Origin of the sequence: Paenibacillus sp. P3E, assembly GCF_001909045.1 — a bacterium.
Classification (GTDB): domain Bacteria; phylum Bacillota; class Bacilli; order Paenibacillales; family Paenibacillaceae; genus Paenibacillus_AQ; species Paenibacillus_AQ helianthi.
The window spans coordinates 1-4,013 of the sequence record NZ_LVWH01000063.1; the positions used below are offsets into that span (position 1 = coordinate 1).

At 46.6% G+C, this 4,013-nt stretch carries 3 protein-coding genes; all 3 read right to left on the reverse strand.

Annotated features, from left to right (window positions below; translation table 11 throughout):
* Nucleotides 1-685: 685 nt before the first annotated feature.
* A complete protein-coding gene (locus A3842_RS07575; protein ID WP_074100961.1) occupies nucleotides 686-1,402 on the reverse strand; it encodes a hypothetical protein in 717 nt (238 codons plus the stop codon).
* Between the two features lie 306 nt (nucleotides 1,403-1,708).
* The gene (locus tag A3842_RS07580; RefSeq protein ID WP_074100962.1) at nucleotides 1,709-3,538 is read right to left on the reverse strand and encodes an APC family permease; all 1,830 of its coding nucleotides are present in this window, start codon (nucleotides 3,536-3,538) and stop codon (nucleotides 1,709-1,711) included.
* 204 nt (nucleotides 3,539-3,742) lie between these two features.
* A complete protein-coding gene (locus A3842_RS07585; protein WP_074083779.1) occupies nucleotides 3,743-3,946 on the reverse strand; it encodes a sporulation protein Cse60 in 204 nt (67 codons plus the stop codon).
* Nucleotides 3,947-4,013: the final 67 nt, after the last annotated feature.

Genomic DNA, 4,013 nt, shown 5'->3' on the forward strand with positions numbered 1-4,013 from the left:
GAAATTATTTAATCGAAATATTATTTATGGTGGAATGTGCAGAGAAATGAATAGATTAGTAGCTATAAATGTCACGGTCTGAAAATATACCTTGGTATATCAATAATTTAATATGCATATGCTCATCCATTTGTAAGGCTTTCATTGAAAATTCCTGTGAAGAAAGAGTGAATTTAAGAAAACTATACTATACATTCTATACCCAATATAACGCTACCATGTTAACTTTCAAATATGAAAACAATCCAAAGAAATAAGTTTAACTTAAAAAGGACTTATGGTGAAAAATTTATTAGACAATTGGTAGGTATGAATTATAAGCCTAAAATAGCTTTACACAAAATGATCGGCAAGTATCCTCACCTTCAGCCTATAGCTTCTATGGAACTGCGCCAACAAGATCAGCGCAGTCTTTCATTGAATAGTATTTGGTACGATACCATTTGAAAGAAACTTATTTAAGCAATATTGCTCCATCAGGAGCGAAATAGGCTAAATTAGTGATACTTTTTCCCACTCGCGGTGCTAGAGGAGAGGTATTACTCTTTTTAAGTTTCCTTTTTCCACTTAAGCGGCGCCAAGATAGCTCGCATTCGCAGATTTCCAGCTACTGCACAACAGAAAGCTTACCCGATATCCAGCTCACAAACATCACAATCGCCAGCGCAAGTGACCCTCGCCGCAATCACTTCTCGAAACCCTTAGGTTTGAGCGATTTTCTTTTTCTAATGAACAGAGTGACCGCAAGGGCCAAGAGCAGAATAACAACGCCGCCGGCAATGGCGATATTCCTGATGTCCGGCACATACACCACCAGACGCATCGGCTCGGAATCAGCCATCGTGATGTGCCAGGTCAGTGTATTCCCATCCTGCTCGTCAGCGTTGTTAGGACCATAGAGATTGTATGGCAGCGTTAGTTTGAACGCCAGTTCTTGGCTCTGCATGAACAGCCGGACTAGCGACTTGGGTACACTCAGCGTTCCAAGGGTGTCTAGAATTTTATCCGAATAAGCGTTCAGCTTGGGCTGGGCCACCACGTCATACCGGGTGTACAGCCACTTGTTTTCGGTATCTACTTGTGTGTCCACAATATCAAGGTTTCCCGCATTCAGCTTCACATCCTGTATGGAGGCATAGGATTTCAGAAATTGATATTCCATGGATTTGCCCACTTTTGTTTTGTGCAGTTCAATCCCTGCCGCCTGTAGTCTGCTGCGAAGCAGATCCTCAATGGTACCACCCGCCAGCGACTCTGCACGTGAATCCAGCTTAAGATTGAATGCAATATCCATGCCTCCGTCCTTCTTCACCGTGACATGTGCCGTCCCATTGGCGCAGCCCGTCACCAGAACAAGCATTAGGAGCACAAGTCCCAGGATGCTTAATGTTCTCCACTTCAATGCCGTTCCCCCATTCCTGTAGCATACAGCTATTGCCTGCAAGCAAACATTGCCCTCAAAGGCCGATACACCGAGTGTACCATATGCCCACACTGCCCGGACAGTTCTGCAATTACTCACTGAGTCTTCTTGGTCTATGGAGATAGACCCGGTCTGCCGCCGGGGAGCTGTCAAAAGCCATTCTCATCCGGATACACTTGCAGATTCCATCTCGTCCTATCCACAGCAATGCCCCCTGCTTCCGGGTATGATTCCGGTGGCAGGGGGCATTGTGTATACTATTTAAGCCGCAATATAGAACTACCATTATTTCTTCAAATGATAAGGCACGGTTGTAATAATTACATCCCGCCGGTACAGCAGATGCGCACGGAGCAGCAGGCTGGATTGGTTATGCAGAACATTGTGCCAGCCTTTCTTCGGAATGAACTGGGGCACGATTACCGTCACCTGATATTTCGATTCGCTCGCCTTGCGCTGGACGGTATCGATGAACTTGGTTAACGGGTGAATGATGCTGCGGTACGGCGAATACAGCGTAACCAGCCGGACTTCAGGATGGAATCTCTTCCACTTTTCTTCAAATACCGCATCATCCTCCCGTTCAAACGGGACATGTACCGCAATAATCTGTTCGGCACCAAGCGATTTGGCATAGCGGAGCGAGTTCTCCACCACATGGGTAATTCCGGCAACCGGCAGGATGATGATATTCCCTTCAATCGCCAGCGGCTCCACCTCACAGGTAGAGATCCGGAGCTGGTCCGCTACCGCCTCATAATGCTTGTGAATCCGGTAGAACAGCAGAATAATCAGTGGCAAAAAGACCAGAACGGGCCAGACCTGCGTAAATTTGGTCAGGAAGAACATCATCGTAACGATGAAGCTGATCAACGCCCCGGTTGTGTTGATAATGAACTTGGTCAGCCAGCCGGGAGGCTTCTGTCTGATCCATTTAACCATCATTCCGCTCTGGGAGAGAGTGAACGGAATGAACACACCCACCGCGTAGAGCGGAATCAGGTGCTCGGTCCGGCCTTCAAAAGCAATGATCAGCAGGATCGACAGCAGTCCCAGTATAAGAATGCCGTTAGAATAGCCCAGCCGGTCCCCGCGGACCGTGAACATGCGCGGAATGAATTTATCCTTGGCCAAATTCACCGCCAGCAGCGGAAATGCGGAATATCCGGTATTGGCCGCCAGAACCAGAATCAGAGCAGTCGTTCCCTGGACAAAGTAGTACATAAAGTTCCGGCCAAAAACCTGTTCAGCGATAATCGAGACTACCGTTGCATCCTCTTGCGGAGTAATCCCGTAGTAATACGCCAAGAATACGATCCCTGTAAATAAAACCGCGAGCAGCGAACCCATGGCGACCAGTGTTTTGGCAGCATTGTTCGGTGCGGGCGCCTTGAAGTTGGGAATGGCATTGGAAATGGCTTCTACACCGGTGAGTGCCGAGCTTCCTGAAGAAAAAGCCTTAAGCAACAGGAATAGGCTGATCCCTGCAATCGGCGTGCCGAGAGGCGTATGCAGATTAGAAGGCACGCTGCCGGTCAAAATATGGAACACACCCAGACCGATCAGGATAAATAATGCAAGCACGAACAAATATACCGGATAGGCCAGGAAGGACGCCGATTCCGTAACCCCGCGCAGATTTAGAGTAGTAATAAGCAATACAAAAACAATGGCGATTACTACATTGTACGGATGCAGACTTGGAAAAGCCGAGGTAATTGCATCTGTTCCCGCCGAGACACTTACAGCTACCGTCAATATGTAGTCCACAAGCAGCGAGCCGCCAGCCACAAGCCCCGGATACTTCCCGAGGTTTTCCTTAGACACCACATAAGCTCCGCCACCATGGGGGTAAGCAAAAATAATTTGCCGGTAAGATAAGATCAGGGCCAGCAGCAGTACGAGAACCCCTGCCGCGATAGGGATAGAATACCAGAATGCCGCAGCACTGAGAGTCACTAGCACCAGCAGAATTTGTTCAGGACCGTAAGCGACTGAAGATAAGGCATCTGAAGAGAGGATTGCCAGTGCTTTGGTTTTGTTCAGTTTCTGTTCGCCCAGCTGTTCCGATTTCAGCGGCCGTCCAATTAGAAATCTTTTTACCGAAGACATCATCAACCTCACCCATCACTTTTTAAAGTTATATTACCCTTGAAAATAAATAATAATCTCAGTTCCTTATTATACACTTCTATGTCAATGACGGTTTCGCTTCTTTTCCGTTCAACAAAGAGGCCGCACGAAGGGGCTTCTCCGCATCATAAATAAGCCGCCTCAGTTATTTTCATAGCTGAAGCGGCTTATTTACAGGATGGTCTATTATTTTGTAAAGATGACCAGAGCCGTGTACTTGCTGTCCGAGCCAACACCGTGCACAGAATTTGTTGTTACAGCAGTGGGAACCACTTGATATTTGATATCAATAAGCTGTCCCTGTACCATTGCCGATATGAATTCATCAATCATATCACTAAGTTCCGTAATATTTTGAGCTTCAAATGCCTCAACAGCATAATATGCCATGAAATCACCTCCCATTATCAAATTTCGACACAAGGAATTATTTTCCTTCTTTTACTTTATTATTTTT